The organism is Enterococcus sp. DIV0358, assembly GCF_051713465.1.
GTDB classification, from domain to species: domain Bacteria; phylum Bacillota; class Bacilli; order Lactobacillales; family Enterococcaceae; genus Enterococcus; species Enterococcus faecalis.
Window position 1 is genome coordinate 355,536 of the sequence record NZ_JBIOPX010000001.1, and the last position, 16,942, is coordinate 372,477.

Sequence of the window (16,942 nt, forward strand, 5' to 3'; positions counted from 1 at the left end):
CTTCTTTGTCCAGTATATCTGAAAATGTCCTGTTTAAAAAGAGAACATTCCTAAAAAATAAGACGCTCAAGCAGAACGCCTTATTTAAGTGCTTTTCATTAAATCACGCAAGACTCACATTGATTGCTGCCAATTTCTTCAGCATCATCTGTAAATGTACGAATATAGTAAATTGATTTAATCCCTTTGTTGAACGCATAATGACGTAAAATGTTCAAGTCACGGGTTGTTTGTTTTGGTGTTTCTTTCCATTCATACAAGCCTTCAGGGATTTCTGAGCGCATAAACAAGGTTAAACTCATTCCTTGATCAACGTGTTGTTGCGCTGTTGCGTAGACATCAATCACTTTGCGCATATCCATGTCGTAAGCAGAAGTATAGTAAGGGATTGTATCATTAGCTAAATAAGGCGCTGGATAGTAAATCTTACCAATTTTCTTCTCTTGACGTTCTTCAATCATGCGAGTAATTGGATGAATGCTGGCACTAGTATCATTAATATATGAAATTGAACCATTTGGCGCTACGGCTAAACGATTTTGATGATAAAGACCATCTTTTTTCACAGCATCGCGTAATGCAGCCCAATCTTCAGCTGTTGGAATCTGAATGTCTTTGAAGATTTCTTTCACTTTATCAAATTTTGGTGTAAAGTTGCCTTCAATATATTTATCGAAGTAAGCACCAGAAGCATAATCTGATTTTTCAAAATTGTGGAAGACTTGGTTACGTTCTTTCGCAATTTGGTTACTTTCCATTAAAGTCCAGTAATTTAATAACATGAAATAAATATCTGTAAAGTCTAGTGATTCTTCAGAGCCGTATTCCATATGATTTTTAGCGAAGAAGGTGTGTAAGCCCATTGCGCCTAGCCCGATTGTATGGCTTAAACGATTTCCATTTTGGATAGTTGGTACGACATCAATTTCAGAAGCGTCTGTTACAAAAGTTAACGCACGCGTCATAGCGCGGACAGATTTTCCAAAGTCAGGACTTTCCATTAAATTAACAATGTTAGTTGAACCTAAGTTACAACTAATATCTGTTCCTAAAACTTCATATTCTTGTTTACCATTAATAACAGAAGGCGTTTGAACTTGAAGAATTTCAGAACATAAGTTACTCATGATAATCTTGCCATCAATCGGATTGTTTTTGTTAGCTGTATCAATATTGATGATATAAGGATAGCCAGATTCTTGTTGTAATTTAGAAATTTCATTTTCTAAGTCACGGGCTTTAATTTTACGTTTACGTATGTTTGGATTGGCCACTAGGTTATCATATTCTTTGGTAATATCTACATAGGAATAAGGTACACCATATTCACGTTCCACACTATAAGGACTAAATAAATACATATCTTCGTTGTTACGTGTTAATTCGTAAAATTTATCTGGAACAATAACACCAAGAGACAACGTTTTTACACGGATTTTTTCATCAGCGTTTTCTTTTTTAGCAGATAAGAACATTTCAATATCTGGATGGAAGACGTTTAGATAAACCACACCAGCACCTTGACGTTGACCTAGTTGGTTAGAGTAGCTAAAGCTATCTTCAAATAATTTCATAACAGGGACAACACCACTTGCTGCGCCATCATAACCTTTGATTGGTGCGCCCGCTTCACGTAAGTTTGAAAGAGTAATTCCTACGCCGCCGCCGATTCGTGATAATTGAAGGGCAGAATTAATTGAACGCCCAATGCTGTTCATATCATCTGTTACTTGAACTAAGAAACAAGAAACCAATTCACCTCGACGTTTACGCCCAGCGTTTAAGAAAGAAGGTGTGGCTGGTTGATACCGTTGATGGATCATTTCATCCGCCAATGTTAAAGCCAACTCTTCATCGCCATCCGCAAAATACAAGGCATTAAAGGCAACCCGATCTTCATATGTTTCTAAATACTCTGTTCCGGCGTTGTTCTTTAAAGCGTATTGAGAATAAAATTTATAAGCCGCCATGAAAGACTTGAATTGGAAATGTTGTTCATCTAAGAAAGCATATAATTTTTCAATAAAGTCCATTGAATATTTTTCGATGAATTCAGTTTCAATAAAATCTTCTTTCATTAAAAAGTTGATTTTTTCTTCAGCAGAGCTGAATTTACGTGTATTCGGTTCTACATTTTCTTTAAAGAAGGCTGCGAGTGCTTCTTTATCTTTATTTAAAGGGATTTGACCATCAACAGGACGGTTAATCTCGTTATTCAGTTTGAAATAGCTGACATCTTTAATTTCTTTTAGACTCAATTTCTTCCACTACTTTCTTAAAGGTCTCCACGTCTTCGTCTGTTCCGCTAAACTCAAAGGAGTATAGAAGCGGAACGTGATAATCGCGGGCAATATCTTTGGCGGTATAGACAAATAATTCAGCAAAATTACGGTTGCCCCCACCAGCTACACCAACTAACAGTTCTTGGTTACTTTTATAATCAATAAAGTCATTCACTACCTCTGTAATTTCTGCATCATAGGTAGGAATGACAAGAATAAAAGGCTCATTTATTTCAAAAAAAGGATTCGCTGGCTCAAGTTCATAAGCAGGCAAATCCAATTTTTTAATAAAGCGCCTTGTTTGACCGGTGACTGAAAAATAAACAAGTTTCATCTTAGCTAGCCAATTGTTTTAATTGGTCTGGACGGAAGCCAACAACGGTTGTTGCTTCAGATGTGATTACCGGTACGCTTTGGAACCCTTGTTCTTTTAACCAGTCGATAGCATCTGGTTGTGCGTCGATATTGATTTCTTCAAAAGCAATGTTATTTTCACTTAGGAAACGTTTCGCCATTTTACATTGGATACAGTTATTTTTTGAAAAGATTTTTACGTTCATTGAAAGTTCCTCCTCTTTTTTTCTACATAGACTAGTATAAATCTATGTAGAAAAAAGTCAACACTTTAACACTATATATTGTGGTGCGTTTTTCTCATAATACTAGTTTTTGTGTTTTTGAAAGAAAAATGAAAACACGTGAATCCTCGTTTTTGGAAGAAAAAACACATTGGTCAGTGTTTGACAAACAAAAAAATTAAAATTTTGAAAGAGAACATTTAGTGAAAAAACACTAAATATTGTGTTGACATTTGAGTTAGGCACAAGAAGAAAAAATAAGCGGATTTGTTATTGAATGAGTGGAATTTTACAGTAGCTAGTAACATAAAAAACAAGTGCTGACTTTTTTCAAAAATGGTAACCTGAAAAAAGTGTCTCTATATAGAAGGAAAATAGAAGAAAACAGGAGATACATCCAGAAATTTATTGACTTTCCGTGTAAGCAAGCGTATTCTTTTAATTGAGAACGATTCTCATTTTCGTTTGAAACTTTTTCACATGGAGGAAAGTAAATGATTACGTTAGCGCAGGCAGAAGTTGGGAAAGTCTATACAGTCGAAAGCGTCCAAGCAGATGTTCAGACAAAGAAACATCTGAACAATTTAGGTGTCGTTGCAGGCCAAGCAGTTGTCCTTGTCAATTATCAGAATCAAAATGGTATTGTTTTATTACATAATAGTCGAATTGCGCTGACAGATACGATTTTACAAGCGATTCATGTGGAGGAGCGCTCGGCGAATGAGAAAGTTTGGGTCTCCTTGGATACCTTGAAAGTTGGAGAACGCGCTACAATAGTAGGGATCCACGGACAAGGAGCGGTGAAACGTCGGTTGATGGACATGGGCTTAACAAAAGGAACAGTAATTTTTATTCGCAAAGTAGCTCCTTTAGCTGATCCAATTGAAATCAATGTACGTGGCTACGAACTAACGTTACGAAAAAGTGAAGCGGAACTAATCTTGGTTGAGAAGGAGGAAAGCGAATGACTCAGCAAATTGCACTAGCTGGTAACCCTAATAGCGGTAAAACGACAACGTTCAATATGTTAACAGGAGCCAACCAATATGTTGGAAACTGGCCAGGGGTGACTGTGGAACGCAAAGAGGGGGTGGCAAAGAAAGATAAGACACTCATTATTCAAGATTTGCCAGGGATTTACTCTCTTTCTCCTTATACGCCTGAAGAAATTGTGGCACGAGATTATCTTTTGGAGGACCAACCTTCAGTGATTTTGAATATTCTCGATGTGACCAATTTGGAACGGAATCTTTATTTAACAACACAATTAATTGAAACCGGATTACCGGTTGTTTGTGCGTTAAATATGATGGATTTGTTGGAAAAAAACGGCCAAACATTGAATAGTGAAAAGTTAAGTTATGGCTTAGGCGTGCCTGTCGTTGAGATTAGTGCTTTGAAGAATCGTGGGTTGGATCATGCTTTAAAACAAAGTAAGCAGCGAGCGAATGCCATAGAGACAGAAGTTATTTATCCTTCTTATGATAATCGCTTAGAAGCAGCACTTGCTGAAATTGTTGATATTTTAGGGAATACTGTTCCTGAAACGCAACAGCGTTGGTATAGTTTAAAACTTTTTGAACGAGATGTTCGAACCAAAGAGCAATTATTATTGAGTTCTTTTCAAGAAAAAGAAATTGAAGAAGTCATTCAAATTACTGAAAAAATCTTTCAAGATGAAAGTGAAGCGATTATCATCAATGAACGCTATGCCTTTATTGCTCGATTAATTGCTTTGTGTGCGACGAAAAAAACAGAAATGACATTTACTCACAGTGATAAGATTGACCGAGTGGTAACCAATCGGTGGTTGGCGTTGCCAATCTTTGCGTTTGTGATGTGGTTGGTCTATTACTTGTCTATTCAAACGGTTGGTACAATGGGGACAGACTGGTTAAATGATGTCTTTTTTGGGGAATGGGTTCCTCAATTTGTAGGAAATTGGTTGGCGCAATGGCAAGTAGCGCCATGGATGCAAAGTTTAATTTTAGATGGGATCATTGCAGGTGTTGGGGCTGTGTTAGGCTTTTTACCACAACTGGCCGTCCTGTTTTTATGTTTAGGTTTTTTAGAAGATTGTGGCTATATGGCACGGATTGCCTTTGTCATGGATCGCTTGTTTCGGAAATTCGGCCTATCTGGTAAGTCGTTTATTCCAATGTTAATTGCGACAGGTTGTGGGGTCCCAGGCGTGATGGCTAGTCGAACGATTGAAAACGAACGTGATCGGCGAATGACTATTATGGTCACGACTTTTATGCCGTGTTCGGCGAAGTTGCCAATTATCGCTCTGATTGCAGGTGCATTTTTTCCTAACCAAAGTTGGGTCTCGCCCTCTGCTTATTTCTTAGGGGTTGCTTCCATTGTGTTATCAGGGATTGCTTTAAAAAAGACCAAGCATTTTTCGGGAGATCCAGCACCATTTATTATGGAACTTCCCGCCTATCATTTGCCACAGCTTAGAAGTGTGGTTCGACATGCCTATGAACGATGTCGCTCATTTGTAAAAAAAGCAGGAACGATTATTTTTGTTTCCAGTATTCTCATTTGGTTCATGTCACATTATTCTGTGACGTTTCAACCCGTTCCAGAAAGTCAAAGTATTCTAGCATTTCTAGGTAAAGGATTGGCGGTGCTATTTATCCCATTAGGCTGGGGTAATTGGCAAGGGGCAGTTGCCACAATTACAGGATTGATAGCGAAAGAAAATATTATTGGTACCTTAGGCATTTTATTTGGCAATGTGAAAGATGTTTCTGAAAACGGGGTAGAAGTCTGGGGCGCATTGCAACACACCTTTACGCCAGTCGCGGCCTATTCGTTCTTAACTTTTAACTTATTATGTGCACCTTGTTTTGCTGCAATTGGCGCAATTCGTCGTGAAATGGGAGACCTCAAATGGACATTAGGAGCCATTGGTTATCAATGCGGTTTGGCTTATATGGTTAGTTTTGTGATTTATCAATTAGGCCATGTGTTAGTCGAAAAAGGCACACTAACTCTGGGGACTTTTTTAGCGATGGGCGTTGTTTTAGCTGGATTTTACTTCCTTATAAGAAAACCAAAGCCAGGCAAAGAAAGTGTCCAAGCAATCACTTCTTTAGAAAGAGGGTAATAACGGATGGCAACAATTATTTTATCCATTTTAATTTTTGGAACAGCAGGAATCATCACCTATCGACGAATCAAAAAAGGGCGAAGTTGTGAAGATTGTCAAACAGCTTGTCCTGTAAAAAAAGAACAATCTTCACAAGAATAACAACTGAAAAAAATTCCCTCTTGTATAAATAATAGCGGAGTGCTACAATATTGAGGTAGCTGAAAAGCCATTTTATACAACGGGGGCATAGCTCAGTTGGTTAGAGCATCTGACTCTTAATCAGAGGGTCTAGGGTTCGAATCCCTATGCCCCCATTGGGTGCCAAACCCACGAGAACGGTATTCTGTCGGCGTCTTAGGACGTTTCGAAGACGGAGTACGCGTTCTCTTTTTTTGCATAAAATGTCGAGTGTCGTGAGAGATACACTAGTTAAATCATTTAAAGAATGCTACGCTTAGAAGAGCGAGAAAGTACGTTATATAAAAAAGTTAAAATTTTTTCAGGCTAAAAAAGCGAATTTAACAAAAAGCGCACTTTTTGGTTCCTATGAAACGAAAAAGTACGTACTATGCAGCATGTACGGCACGGTATATGATGATATCAGAAAACGTTAAAGGAGCGAATCAAATGATTACATCACTAGCAGATACAGTAACATTAAACAACGGCACTAAAATTCCAGGAATGGGTCTCGGAGTATTCCAAATACCAGATGAAGAGACAGCAAAAGTAGTCGAAGAAGGGATTACCAATGGTTATCGTTTAATCGATACAGCGCAAATCTATGGCAATGAATCTGGCACAGGAGCGGGAATTAAAGCAGGCTTAGCGGCAACTGGTTTGAACCGTGAGGACTTATTTGTTACCTCGAAAGTTTGGAACGCGCATATTTCCTATGATGAAACAATTCAAGCTTTCAATGATAGTTTGGAACGTTTAGGTTTAGATTATTTAGATTTGTATTTAATTCATTGGCCAGGAAATAATTCTTACAAAGAATCATGGCAAGCTTTAGAAACTTTATATGCTGAAGGAAAAGTGAAAGCGATTGGTGTCAGCAACTTCCAAGTTCATCATTTAGAAGATTTACTTTCTTATGCAAAAGTTGTTCCGGTAATTAACCAAGTGGAACTACATCCAAAATTGGATCAAAAAGAAGTACGTGATTTCTGTGAAAAACATGATATCAAAGTCCAAGCTTGGTCACCATTGATGCAAGGTCAATTATTATCGAATGAAACTATTTTGGCGATTGCTGAGAACCATAATAAATCAGCAGCGCAAGTGATTTTACGTTGGGATATTCAACAAGATATCTTATTAGCCGTGAAATCTGTCCACAAAGAACGGATGATTAGCAATGCAGCGGTCTTTGATTTTGAACTAAGTGCAGAAGAAATGGCGCAAATTAACCAATTGAATGAATCGTTACGTGTGGGACCAGATCCAGACACGTTTGATTTCTAAAAATTAACTAGGAGAAGATACAATGAGTGAAGCAGTTAAAGGTTTTTCAGTAGTCAACCACGTGGGGATTACAGTCAGTAATTTGGATGAATCAGTAAAGTTTTATGAAGCATTAACAGGAACAAAAATCGCAAATCGTGATGAAATTGGTGGAAAACGGATGGCCCAAACACAAGGGTTAGATGATACATTAATCAAGTATGCCAATGTGCATCTAGAAAACATCAATATTGATTTATTAGAATATGTTAAACCAAAATCAGAAAAAGCTTCTTATTCCAACGAACAAATTAGTGCAATGCATCTGTGTTTCGAAGTGGAAGATATTGATGCAGCTGTTGCACGTTTAAGAGCGATTGGCGTAGAACCTGATGGAGAACCGATTACATTCCAAGAAGAAGATGGCTTGAAGAGCGGTTTTGGTACAGGTGTCGCTTACTTTACCGATCCAGATGGTACAAATTTAGAATTGATTGCTCCTAAAGGTCCATTTACACGAAATTAAGTTAAAAGACTTTCAAACAAACATCAAAAAGAACCCCTCATTCTAGTACCAGTAACTAGAATGAGGGGTTCTTTTTATTTTTTTAGACAGAAGCAGCTAAAGAAAAGATATTCCAAATCCGTAATTGATGGTATACTAAAACGTAACAAATAAAGGAGGAAGACAATTGATTCTTAGCGTCTTAACAGTTATTTATTTTATTAATGCAATTATTGCGGGAATTACCATTTTGTTAAAACCTCGAGATGTAGCAGCAATTTGGGCATGGCTACTCGTACTGATTGCTCTACCCGTTTTTGGTTTTTTCTTATATTTATTCTTTGGGCGCGGTTTAACCGACAAAAAGAAATTTTATTTGCAACAAAGTGATTTACGGGAATTAGAGAATTTTCAGAACTTCCAAGAAGAAAGTTTTGAACTTTATAGTCAAAAGATGCCGACGGAGGAGCAACAACAGTTTACAGACTTTTTTTCCTCGTTAAATAGGATGCCTCTGACTAAGAAAAATGATGTTGAAATTTTTACGGATGGTACGGAAAAATTCAATGCGTTGATGGCGGACATAAAAAAAGCTCAGCACTCCATTCATATTGAATATTATGCCTTTGTAACGGATCATATCGGTACCAAAATTTTGAACTTATTAGAAGAAAAGGCGGCTGAAGGGGTTGAAGTGCGGTTGCTTTACGATGCCTTTGGCTCAAAGGGCACCAAGGTTCATCATTTGAATGAATTGAAAAAAAACGGCGGTTTTGTCCAAACGTTTATTACTTCTCAAAAAGCACTTTTGAAGTTTCGTTTGAATTATCATGATCACCGGAAAATTGTTGTTATTGATGGGAAAGTAGGCTACATTGGCGGCTTTAATGTTGCCGATCAATATGCTGGAACGACTAAAAAGTTTGGCTATTGGCGGGATACACATTTACGGATTCAAGGGCCAGCAGCCTCATTACTGCAAATGCGTTTTTTAATGGATTGGAACGTCTCTTCCCCCGAGAAAAATCGTGTGGCGTATCAATTGGATTATTTCTTTAAACTTGAAGCATTGGTTCCAGAGGCAAATACATCCATTCAGATGATTGCCAGTGGTCCTAATAGTGACCGTGAACAAATTAAATTGGCCTTTATTAAATTGATTACTTCTGCCAAGAAAAGAGTCTGGATTCAAACACCGTATTTAGTTCCTGATGATAGTGTCTTGGCGGCTTTAAAGGTTGCTGCGGCTTCAGGAGTAGATGTTAAAATTATGATTCCAGATAAGCCCGACCATCCGTTTATTTATCGAGCAACACAGTATTACGGGCGCTTGTTGATGAAAGAAAATATTGAAATTTTAATTTATAACGGTGGTTTCTTACATGCGAAAACAATGATTATGGATGATGAAGTCTGCACAGTTGGTTCAGCCAATCAAGATATCCGAAGTTACAAATTAAACTTTGAAGCAAATGCTGTGTTATATGATAAAAAAATCATTGATCAATTAGAAGCAATTTTCTTAGAAGATCGAAAAAAATGTACAACAATGACTCCAGAAGTTGTTCGCGACATGTCAAAATGGTTGATTTTTAAACAACAAATTTCACGATTATTCTCACCAATTCTTTAAAACTGTTTTTCACAAAATGACGAACTTCTGATCCGAAGTTCGTCATTTTTCTTCGGGAATTTTATAAAAGTATAGAAAATCACAAAAAAAGTCAAAAAAATTTTAAAGAATATTTTTTAATTTTATTCGTTATTTTTTTATCTGTAGTTGCTGTTAAAACAAATAAATTTTATTGTGAATTCGTTATTTTATTTTTGTGAAAAAGGGACATCTTTTCTAAAAGTAAAAAAAATTAAGCAAAGAGTGTTGACAAAAAAAACGAAAAGGAATATGCTACATGTACAAGTTAAATACAAAGCAATGACAGAAAAGCAGTAGAGAAATAACCACTGTTACAGAAAGCTAGTGGCGCTGGAAACTAGTACACGTTATTTATCGAATTACATTCTTGAGCTTCTGCCTACAGGGCACGGGTAACAGCGTTATTTGTTAAGAGGTATATAGTATTTTAAATAAACTAAACTATGTATAAATTTGGGTGGTACCACGAGAAATTCGTCCCTAAGTCGTTTCGACGGCTTAGGGATTTTTTGTATTCTTTTTTTGAATACGTGGCAGACCAAAGAAAATTTCGTGAACCCGTGTATACATAGAAATAAACACGGAATATCGTGTAAAAACAAGTGTGTTAATCGTTTATTTCTTTAAATGAACGATTTCCTATAAAGAGATAATTATAAATATGGAGGGTGATAACATGAATATCATTGACGAGCTAGCATGGCGTGATGCAATCAATCAACAAACAAACGAAGAAGGACTAAGAGAACTTACAGAAAATACGAGCATTTCGCTATATTGCGGTGTCGATCCAACTGGAGATAGCATGCATATTGGACATTTAATTCCTTTTATGATGATGAAACGATTCCAATTAGCAGGTCATCACCCATACATTTTAATTGGTGGCGGAACTGGAACAATTGGTGATCCAAGTGGACGAACAACTGAACGTGTCTTACAAACGATGGAAGCTGTGCAACATAATGTGGACAGTCTTTCAAATCAAATGAAAAAATTATTTGGTAAAGATGCTGAGGTAACAATGGTGAACAACTACGATTGGTTATCAGAACTATCTTTATTAGATTTTTTAAGAGATTACGGGAAAAACTTTAATGTCAACACGATGTTGGCAAAAGACATTGTCGCTAGTCGTTTAGAAAGTGGCATTTCCTTTACAGAATTCACATACCAAATTCTTCAATCAATTGACTTTTACACATTGCATAAAAAACATAATATTCAATTGCAAATTGGTGGCGCTGATCAATGGGGCAATATCACTGCAGGATTAGATTTGATTCGTAAAAAAGAAGGACCAGAAGCCAAAGTATTCGGGTTAACTATTCCTTTAATGCTAAAAGCAGATGGTACAAAATTTGGGAAAACAGCGGGTGGCGCTATCTGGTTAGATCCTAAGAAAACCTCACCATTTGAATTCTACCAATTCTGGTTAAACCAAGATGATCGTGATGTCATCAAATACTTGAAATTCTTTACTTTCTTAGATAAAGAAGAAATCGATGCGTTAGCTGAAAAAGTTGAAAAAGAACCAGGTAAACGTGAAGCACAAAGACGCTTAGCTGAAGAAGTGACACGATTTGTTCACGATGATGCAGCATTAGAAGAAGCGCAAAAAATTTCAGAAGCTCTTTTCTCAGGCAATATTAAAGACTTAACGATTGAGGAAATCGAGCAAGGGTTAGAACATGTGCCAACTGTTGAAATTACCAAAGATGCTAAAAACATCGTAGATTGGTTAGTTGACACAGAAATCGAACCATCAAAACGTCAAGCTCGCGAAGATGTGAGCGGAGGAGCTATAAGTATTAACGGTGACCGAGTTACCGATTTAGATTTTGCAGTCGATCCAACACAACATTTCGATGGAAAATTCGTTGTTGTACGGAAAGGGAAGAAAAATTACTTTTTAGCAAAAGTAATGGATTAGAAATTGATAATAATTTCACGAAGAGAAGACGTGTGATTATTTGATCAAAGTTAAAATTCTATTTCTCCTTACAGGTAGTGGTGAAACCGTTAATACACCTAATAAGAGTGGGATTGTACACACAATCCCACTCTTATTTTTTTATATAATGGTTCTGACAAGACACCTTGTGAAAAAATTATAAAATTAAAGAGCTATGATAACCATTGTTATTTTTCTTCTTTACACTTTAGCCGTTTGGGTGTAAGTTGTGAATGCAAAATCTAATTCATTAAAATTTGTAAGGAGGAATTTTCGTATGAAAAACGAAAAATTAGCAAAAGGCGAAATGAACCTTAATGCACTATTCATTGGGGACAAAGCCGAAAACGGACAATTATATAAAGACTTGTTGATCGACTTAGTAGATGAACATTTAGGATGGCGTCAAAACTACATGCCACAAGACATGCCAGTTATCTCTTCTCAAGAACGCACATCTGAAAGCTACGAAAAAACTGTCAACCATATGAAAGATGTATTGAATGAAATCTCTTCTCGCATGCGTACACATTCAGTTCCATGGCATACAGCAGGTAGATATTGGGGACATATGAACTCAGAAACATTAATGCCTTCTCTATTAGCTTACAACTTTGCAATGCTATGGAACGGGAACAACGTTGCCTATGAATCTTCTCCAGCAACTTCTCAAATGGAAGAAGAAGTAGGACATGAATTTGCTCACTTAATGAGCTACAAAAATGGTTGGGGACACATCGTTGCTGATGGTTCTTTAGCTAACTTAGAAGGCTTATGGTATGCCCGTAACATTAAATCATTACCATTTGCTATGAAAGAAGTAAAACCAGAATTAGTTGCTGGCAAATCAGATTGGGAACTATTGAACATGCCAACAAAAGAAATTATGGACTTATTAGAATCAGCTGAAGATGAAATTGATGAAATCAAAGCTCATTCAGCTCGTTCAGGTAAACATTTACAAGCAATCGGTAAATGGTTAGTCCCACAAACTAAACACTATTCTTGGTTAAAAGCTGCTGATATTATCGGTATCGGTTTAGATCAAGTTATCCCAGTACCAGTTGACCATAACTACCGTATGGATATCAACGAATTAGAAAAAATCGTTCGTGGCTTAGCAGAAGAACAAATTCCAGTGCTAGGTGTTGTCGGTGTAGTTGGTTCTACTGAAGAAGGTGCCGTTGACTCAATCGATAAAATTATTGCTTTACGCGATGAATTAATGAAAGACGGTATTTACTATTATGTACACGTTGATGCTGCTTATGGTGGTTATGGACGTGCCATCTTCTTAGACGAAGACAACAACTTCATCCCTTACGAAGATTTACAAGATGTTCACGAAGAATACGGTGTCTTCAAAGAGAAAAAAGAACACATTTCAAGAGAAGTGTACGATGCATATAAAGCAATCGAATTAGCAGAATCAGTAACAATTGACCCTCATAAAATGGGTTATATCCCTTATTCAGCTGGTGGTATCGTTATCCAAGATATCCGTATGCGCGACGTTATTTCTTACTTCGCAACTTACGTATTTGAAAAAGGTGCCGATATTCCTGCGTTACTAGGTGCTTATATCCTTGAAGGTTCAAAAGCTGGTGCAACAGCTGCTTCTGTATGGGCTGCACATCACGTTTTACCTTTAAACGTTGCAGGTTATGGTAAATTAATTGGTGCTTCAATTGAAGGATCACATCACTTCTATAACTTCTTGAATGATTTAACATTCAAAGTTGGCGACAAAGAAATCGAAGTCCACACATTGACTCATCCAGACTTCAACATGGTTGACTATGTGTTTAAAGAAAAAGGCAACGATGATTTAGTAGCAATGAACAAATTAAACCATGATGTATATGACTATGCATCATACGTTAAAGGAAATATTTACAACAACGAATTCATTACTTCACATACTGACTTTGCTATTCCAGATTATGGCAACAGCCCATTAAAATTTGTAAACAGCTTAGGATTTAGTGACGAAGAATGGAACCGTGCAGGTAAAGTAACTGTGTTACGTGCTGCTGTAATGACTCCATACATGAACGATAAAGAAGAATTTGATGTTTACGCTCCTAAGATTCAAGCTGCTTTACAAGAAAAATTAGAACAAATTTACGACGTAAAATAATTGAATCTTAAACGGAAAAAAGAAATGGTAACCGAATGAGGGAACGTTCGTCTGATTGATTTATTTAAGAGATAAATCAATCAGACGGCTAACCTCTTAACCAATTCTTTGTCTGGGTAAGAGGCAGTCGAATGACTGTTTTACTCAGCGTATAACAGTCATTCATGCTCCTTATCCAAAATCTTATAAGGAGTGTACAAAATTGGATAAACAACAAGTTAAAAAAATTGAATTAGGTACTTTTATCGGTTTAACAATGGCATTGTGTGCAACTGTACGTAGTATCCCAACACTTGCTGCTGTTGGTTGGACATTAATTTCTTACACAATTTTCGCGGTCTTATTCTTTGCTGGTCCAATCGCATTGATATCTGGTGAATTATCTACGATGCTTCCTCAAGAAGGTGGCCCTCAACTTTGGGTTAAAACTGCCTTAGGTAGCAAATGGGGTTTTGTTGTCGCTTGGTTACTATGGGTGCAAATGTTCCCAGGAATGGTAATGGTTGCTTCTACATTAGGCCCTTTGCTAGGTAATACATTTGGTAATGTTCATTTAGGTGAAAATCATTGGTTCGTATTAGGTTGTATCTTAGTGATTTACTGGATTATTACAATCTTGAACTTGAAATTTGATATGGCGAAAGTTGGCGGAAATATTGGTGTTTGGCTAGGTGTTTACATCCCAGTATTAGTTATGTTTGTTTTAGGTCTTCTTTCAATGATTAAAGTAGGCTTAACACCTGGCGGCTATTTAGGTGCCTTCTCTTGGTCAAAAGTTTTACCAAACTTAGAAAATATGGACACATTTAAATATCTAGCAGGGATTGCGTTTATCTTTGTTGGGATTGAAATGTCTTCTGTTTATATTCCTCGTTTGAAAGATGCAACAAAAAATTATACAAAAGGCGTTTTCATTTCATTAATTGGTTTAGTTTTATTAAACGTTATTAATGCAATGTTTGTTGCTAATATTGTTCCAAATGGCAAAATGGAATTGTCTAACATTACACAACCAATTTTGCTTTATTGTGACGTTTTAGGTTTACCAACAATTATTGGTAATATCTTTAGTTTCATGGTCTTCTTAGGTGTGTTATTACAATTATCTGCTTGGGTTACTGGACCATCAAAAACAATTATTCAAGTTGCTCGTGATGGCTTATTGCCACCAAAATTTGGTTTCCATCGCGAAAATAAATATGGCGTTTCTCGTAACGTTGTGTTAACACAATCTGTGGTTATCTCATTATTCGCTTTACTTTATGGGGTAATGGATGATGTCAACGCTGTATTCTTAACTTTAACAAATGCAACAACAATTATTTATAGTATTGTGTATGTATTGATTGCGATTTCCCTAATTAAATTACGTAAATCTCAACCAGATACACTACGTCCTTACCGAATTGGTAAAAAAGGTAATGGCTTAGCTTATTTAGTGGCAGCAATGTTAATTTTTAGTGTTATCATTGTTATTTTCGCCACATTAGGTACAACAACCGTGACTGATGCAGTCTTAGTTGCATTAATCACTATTGTTATGTTTGTGATTCCGTTAATCATTAATCGCTTTAAAAAAGCAAGTTGGGCAACGGAAGTAAAAGAAGATTTAGGTGAATAAAAAGGCTAGCAATTATTTTGCTGAGTGCCTCTTCACCTGATGACTATAGTAAATTGTCGTTTGGAAACTGAAGCAAGTTCGATTATTGCTTCAGTTTTCGCTTTCCATAAAAGGAGGTTTTCATATGAAATCAACGAAACCCACTGTTTCGTTCGCTGAAAGTTTAGGCATTTTGATTGCCTTATTAGCGATTCTCGGGTACTTAATTATTGGTCAAAAATTAACCCCTCACATACCGATTCTTTTTGTATTCATGTTGTTGTTGCTTTATGGCAAATGGAAAGGATTTTCTTGGGATGAGATCCACGAGGGCATTGTGGAAGGGATTAAACCAGGGATCATTCCGATTATTATTTTCTTGCTGATAGGTGTCTTAGTTGCTACTTGGATCTTATCTGGGACGATTCCAACAATTATGGTCTATGGTTTTAAAATTATCTCAGTGAAGTTCTTCTTACCAACCGTTTTTGTGGTCTGTGCACTAGTTGGTGTGACGGTAGGGAGCTCCTTTACGACTGTTTCAACTATGGGGATTGCCTTTCTAGGTATTGGACATATTCTTGGATTCGACAATGCGATGACAGCTGGCGCAGTTGTTTCAGGTGCCTTTTTAGGGAACAACATTTCACCGTTATCTGATACAACAAACTTAGCTGCTGGAATTGGTGGCGTGAACCTTTTTGAACATATACTAAACATGATGTACACTGTTATTCCGGCGTTTATTATTTCGATTGTCGGCTATATCTTTTTGGGGCATCAATCTGGTTCAGCGGATTTACAATCGGTTGATGCAATGGTCCAAACGTTACATCAAGGATTCTGGATTTCACCGATTACATTGTTGCCAGTAGCGGTTTTATTCTTATTCGCCTGGAAAAAGGTACCGGCTATTCCAACGTTACTAGTCGGCTCTACAGTGGCGGTCATCTTAGCTTTTATAAATGATCATCACCTAAGTTTAGCGAAAGTTTCTACTATCTTAATGAGTGGTTATGTGGCAGATACAGGGGATCAAAGTATTGATACACTTTTATCTCGTGGTGGGATTGAAAGCATGTTAGGTTCTGCTGCGTTGATTATTTTGGCATTAGGTTTGGGCGGCTTGTTGATTAAGTTTAACATCGTGGCTACTTTAATTGATAAAATTAAAGGCTATGTGAATAATCCAGCCAAATTAATCGCTTTAACTGCTTTAAGTTCTGTGGGAATTAACTTACTAGTTGGCGAACAATATTTGTCAATTATTTTACCAGGGGAAACATTTAAATCCTCATTTACTCGTTTAGGTATTGATAAAAAATATTTAACTCGTACTTTGGCAGATGCTGGGGCGGCAGTCAACTCGTTAATTCCTTGGGGAGTTAGTGGTACCTTCATTATGGGAACGTTAAAAGTTGGTGCACTAGAATACTTACCGTATGCCTTTTTCCCATTGCTTTGCCCTATTATTACCGTCATTCTGGGGATATTCTTAAAAAAACAACAAGGGGAAAACAAAAAAGCACCAGGGACTAACGTTGAATTGTGAGTTTTTTCAGATAATTAAATAATTGGTTACGATTGAACCTCAGTGTCTCTGCTGATTGGTTCAATCGTTTTTTCGTCACAGATTTTTTACAATTCTTCATATAATCTTTGAAGCTCCTTAAAGGCAATTTA

Annotated in this window: 13 protein-coding genes, 1 tRNA gene and 1 other annotated feature; of the genes, 11 read left to right on the forward strand and 3 right to left on the reverse strand. The window is 36.8% G+C overall.

Annotated elements, in window-relative coordinates; all coding sequences use genetic code 11:
• Positions 1-98: 98 nt before the first annotated feature.
• From nrdE to IGK70_RS01840, 3 genes are read right to left on the reverse strand one after another with little or no spacing between them, the layout of a single operon-like run.
• Positions 99-2,258, reverse strand: a complete 2,160-nt coding sequence (gene nrdE, locus IGK70_RS01830; protein ID WP_002355358.1) for a class 1b ribonucleoside-diphosphate reductase subunit alpha — start codon at positions 2,256-2,258, stop codon at positions 99-101.
• A complete protein-coding gene (nrdI, locus tag IGK70_RS01835) occupies positions 2,239-2,616 on the reverse strand; it encodes a class Ib ribonucleoside-diphosphate reductase assembly flavoprotein NrdI (protein ID WP_010827138.1) in 378 nt (125 codons plus the stop codon). The genes nrdE and nrdI overlap by 20 nt, the downstream gene beginning before the upstream one ends.
• Position 2,617: 1 nt before the next feature.
• Positions 2,618-2,842: a redoxin NrdH gene (locus IGK70_RS01840; RefSeq protein WP_002355360.1), complete on the reverse strand. Its 225-nt coding sequence runs from the start codon at positions 2,840-2,842 to the stop codon at positions 2,618-2,620.
• Positions 2,843-3,354: 512 nt separating this feature from the next.
• On the opposite strand from IGK70_RS01840, the gene IGK70_RS01845 reads away from it, so the two are divergent.
• The 11 genes from IGK70_RS01845 (at position 3,355) to nhaC (ending at position 16,811) form a co-directional block, all read left to right on the forward strand.
• Positions 3,355-3,828 carry a ferrous iron transport protein A gene (locus IGK70_RS01845; protein ID WP_002355361.1) on the forward strand — a complete coding sequence of 158 codons (474 nt, stop codon included), beginning with the start codon at positions 3,355-3,357 and terminating at the stop codon, positions 3,826-3,828.
• Positions 3,825-5,975 (forward strand): ferrous iron transport protein B, encoded by a 2,151-nt coding sequence (gene feoB / locus IGK70_RS01850; RefSeq protein WP_002355363.1) that lies wholly within the window; start codon positions 3,825-3,827, stop codon positions 5,973-5,975. The genes IGK70_RS01845 and feoB overlap by 4 nt, the downstream gene beginning before the upstream one ends.
• Before the next feature lie 6 nt (positions 5,976-5,981).
• Positions 5,982-6,119, forward strand: a complete 138-nt coding sequence (locus IGK70_RS01855; protein WP_002383714.1) for a hypothetical protein — start codon at positions 5,982-5,984, stop codon at positions 6,117-6,119.
• 81 nt (positions 6,120-6,200) lie between these two features.
• Positions 6,201-6,274: transfer RNA gene (locus IGK70_RS01860), tRNA-Lys, on the forward strand.
• Between the two features lie 277 nt (positions 6,275-6,551).
• Complete coding sequence (locus IGK70_RS01865; RefSeq protein ID WP_275887625.1) at positions 6,552-7,427, forward strand: aldo/keto reductase; 876 nt, start codon at positions 6,552-6,554, stop codon at positions 7,425-7,427.
• Positions 7,428-7,449: 22 nt separating this feature from the next.
• Positions 7,450-7,932, forward strand: a complete 483-nt coding sequence (locus tag IGK70_RS01870) for a VOC family protein (protein WP_002382933.1) — start codon at positions 7,450-7,452, stop codon at positions 7,930-7,932.
• A gap of 166 nt (positions 7,933-8,098) precedes the next feature.
• Complete coding sequence (gene cls / locus IGK70_RS01875) at positions 8,099-9,544, forward strand: cardiolipin synthase (RefSeq protein WP_002361214.1); 1,446 nt, start codon at positions 8,099-8,101, stop codon at positions 9,542-9,544.
• A gap of 291 nt (positions 9,545-9,835) precedes the next feature.
• Positions 9,836-10,050 (forward strand) — a binding site (T-box leader).
• A gap of 191 nt (positions 10,051-10,241) precedes the next feature.
• A complete protein-coding gene (gene tyrS, locus IGK70_RS01880; RefSeq protein ID WP_002355444.1) occupies positions 10,242-11,498 on the forward strand; it encodes a tyrosine--tRNA ligase in 1,257 nt (418 codons plus the stop codon).
• Positions 11,499-11,796: 298 nt separating this feature from the next.
• Entirely contained in the window at positions 11,797-13,659 is a 1,863-nt protein-coding gene (gene tdc, locus IGK70_RS01885; RefSeq protein WP_002355450.1) for a tyrosine decarboxylase, read from the forward strand.
• A gap of 202 nt (positions 13,660-13,861) precedes the next feature.
• Positions 13,862-15,280 (forward strand): tyrosine-tyramine antiporter, encoded by a 1,419-nt coding sequence (gene tyrP / locus IGK70_RS01890; RefSeq protein ID WP_002355453.1) that lies wholly within the window; start codon positions 13,862-13,864, stop codon positions 15,278-15,280.
• A 124-nt stretch (positions 15,281-15,404) separates the two neighbouring features.
• Positions 15,405-16,811: a Na+/H+ antiporter NhaC gene (gene nhaC, locus IGK70_RS01895; RefSeq protein ID WP_002363118.1), complete on the forward strand. Its 1,407-nt coding sequence runs from the start codon at positions 15,405-15,407 to the stop codon at positions 16,809-16,811.
• Positions 16,812-16,942: the final 131 nt, after the last annotated feature.

Bases quoted from the DNA above. Each gene is read 5' to 3' on its own strand.
- tyrS (WP_002355444.1), top strand. From the start codon at position 10,242: ATGAATATCATTGACGAGCTAGCATGGCGTGATGCAATCAATCAACAA.
- IGK70_RS01845 (WP_002355361.1), top strand. From the start codon at position 3,355: ATGATTACGTTAGCGCAGGCAGAAGTTGGGAAAGTCTATACAGTCGAA.
- feoB (WP_002355363.1), top strand. From the start codon at position 3,825: ATGACTCAGCAAATTGCACTAGCTGGTAACCCTAATAGCGGTAAAACG.
- IGK70_RS01855 (WP_002383714.1), top strand. From the start codon at position 5,982: ATGGCAACAATTATTTTATCCATTTTAATTTTTGGAACAGCAGGAATC.
- IGK70_RS01865 (WP_275887625.1), top strand. From the start codon at position 6,552: ATGATGATATCAGAAAACGTTAAAGGAGCGAATCAAATGATTACATCA.
- nhaC (WP_002363118.1), top strand. From the start codon at position 15,405: ATGAAATCAACGAAACCCACTGTTTCGTTCGCTGAAAGTTTAGGCATT.
- nrdI (WP_010827138.1), bottom strand. From the start codon at position 2,616: ATGAAACTTGTTTATTTTTCAGTCACCGGTCAAACAAGGCGCTTTATT.
- tdc (WP_002355450.1), top strand. From the start codon at position 11,797: ATGAAAAACGAAAAATTAGCAAAAGGCGAAATGAACCTTAATGCACTA.
- IGK70_RS01840 (WP_002355360.1), bottom strand. From the start codon at position 2,842: ATGAACGTAAAAATCTTTTCAAAAAATAACTGTATCCAATGTAAAATG.
- IGK70_RS01870 (WP_002382933.1), top strand. From the start codon at position 7,450: ATGAGTGAAGCAGTTAAAGGTTTTTCAGTAGTCAACCACGTGGGGATT.